This window comes from Thauera sp. 2A1 (genome assembly GCF_009469595.2).
Taxonomy (GTDB): Bacteria; Pseudomonadota; Gammaproteobacteria; order Burkholderiales; family Rhodocyclaceae; genus Thauera.
This window is the reverse complement of the sequence record NZ_SSXV01000096.1, coordinates 1-1,635: the sequence shown is the minus strand read 5'-3', so window position 1 is coordinate 1,635 and position 1,635 is coordinate 1. Positions and strand designations below refer to the sequence as shown.

The following is a 1,635-nucleotide window of genomic DNA, read 5'->3' as shown; positions in this document are numbered from 1 at the left end:
AGCACATAACGAAGATACATAATGAGGGATTTTAAGAGAATTATTGAAGCACTCAATGCTGAATTAGAGGAACCTTATAGGTTTACTTTAGACAAGATTGTATCTTCTGCTAATTTTGATACTAAAGTATTAGGATATGCAGATAGTGTATTAGATGATTGGGCAAATATACCACCTGATTTAAAATCTAAGATAGTTACTAGTAACACTTGTCTAAGTATCAATAAGTGGATAAATAGAAGACTATGGATGGATATTCTTAATAATCTATTAGAAGATAAAATATTAAGTCTTCAAACAAGATTAGTAAGAGTAAGGATTGCTATTAATATGTCATTGAAAATGGCATATCCTCTCAATGAAGAAGAGAAAGAAGAATGGAGAGAACATATCTCAGATGTATTCTATAAAAGATGTCTAGCAGTAAATAATTATTACTGTAAAGAAATCATAAAACTTCCCTTCTGAATTTAAGGATTGTAGTTATTGGGTTAACTACAATCCACTAAAGTTTAGCTATATGACACAAGAAATAATAGATCTAGTAGAGCAAGCTAAACAAGGTTCTCAGAAAGCATTTAGTAAATTATACTATAAGTATAAAACTGATATTTGGTACACTATTATGGGTGTAGTCAAAAATACAGATATTGCTGATGATTTAACATCAGTAGTATTTACTAAAGCTTATGAGAAATTATCTATGTATACTCAACATATTTCATTTAATATGTGGTTAAAAACTATTGCTGTAAATGCATCAATAGATTATATACGTAGAAACAAAAAAGAGCAATTAAATAACTATGTTGATGAAGATGAAAATCCAATTCAACTATCTGCTTTAGAAAAAAGTCCTGAAGAAGATTTGATTCTAAAGGAAAAGTTAGATATAGTCTTACAAGCTATACCTACTCTTAAGAGAAAATATAGAGATTTAATTAATGCTCGTATAGATGGTTTATCTTATAAAGAGATAGCCAATAAGCTTGCAATGAATGAATTAGCTGTAAAAGGTGATTTAAACAAAGCAAGACAAAAACTTAAACAGAAAACAGATTATTAACAAACACTTTCAACAATATGACTAGTTTTTGTTTACTCCTTTTAGGAGCATTAGCATCTTTTATCATTTCTAGAATGTGTAAAAGTGCTAGTTTGTACGTATTCTTAGTATGCGTACTTTTACTAGGCTTTGTTGTAGGTACTGGAGTAAAAAAGGTAGTTGCAAATACCTCAGATACTCCTTCTCAAGAGTTAGTTGTTACTATGGCTCCTAATCCCACATCTCAAGGTTCTACTGCTTTTGTAGGGACAGTAGATAACCAATCTTATGAAATGGGTCAGGAAGACGGAGGTGAGACGTTAGTAACAACTGATAGAGAAGATACACCTACCATGCCTAACAATGCAGAGATAGAAGATGACAGTTGACTGCACTTAATTTCATAATTTAAGTGTATTAATTGTTAAGTTATTAATTTATTTAAAATCATAATCAATATGGCAAAAAGAAATAAAGGTGGAAAGACTCCAAGTGCAAAAGCAGCAAGAAACTTAGAAGCTTTGAAAAAAGCTAAAGAAGCAGTAGAAGATTCTAAACCAGAAGAAAAGAAGCCTGAAGAGAAACCAGCT

General features: G+C 30.5%; 3 protein-coding genes. All 3 read left to right on the top strand.

The features are described 5' to 3' along the window. Window positions 1-21: 21 nt before the first annotated feature. Window positions 22-468, top strand: coding sequence for a hypothetical protein (locus tag GH664_RS22625; RefSeq protein WP_153170297.1), 447 nt, complete (start codon window positions 22-24; stop codon window positions 466-468). A gap of 52 nt (window positions 469-520) precedes the next feature. Beyond that, window positions 521-1,066 (top strand): RNA polymerase sigma factor, encoded by a 546-nt coding sequence (locus GH664_RS22620; RefSeq protein WP_153170296.1) that lies wholly within the window; start codon window positions 521-523, stop codon window positions 1,064-1,066. A gap of 74 nt (window positions 1,067-1,140) precedes the next feature. Continuing rightward, on the top strand, window positions 1,141-1,434 hold the full coding sequence (locus GH664_RS22615) for a hypothetical protein (RefSeq protein ID WP_153170295.1): 294 nt from the start codon (window positions 1,141-1,143) through the stop codon (window positions 1,432-1,434). Window positions 1,435-1,635 lie beyond the last annotated feature (201 nt).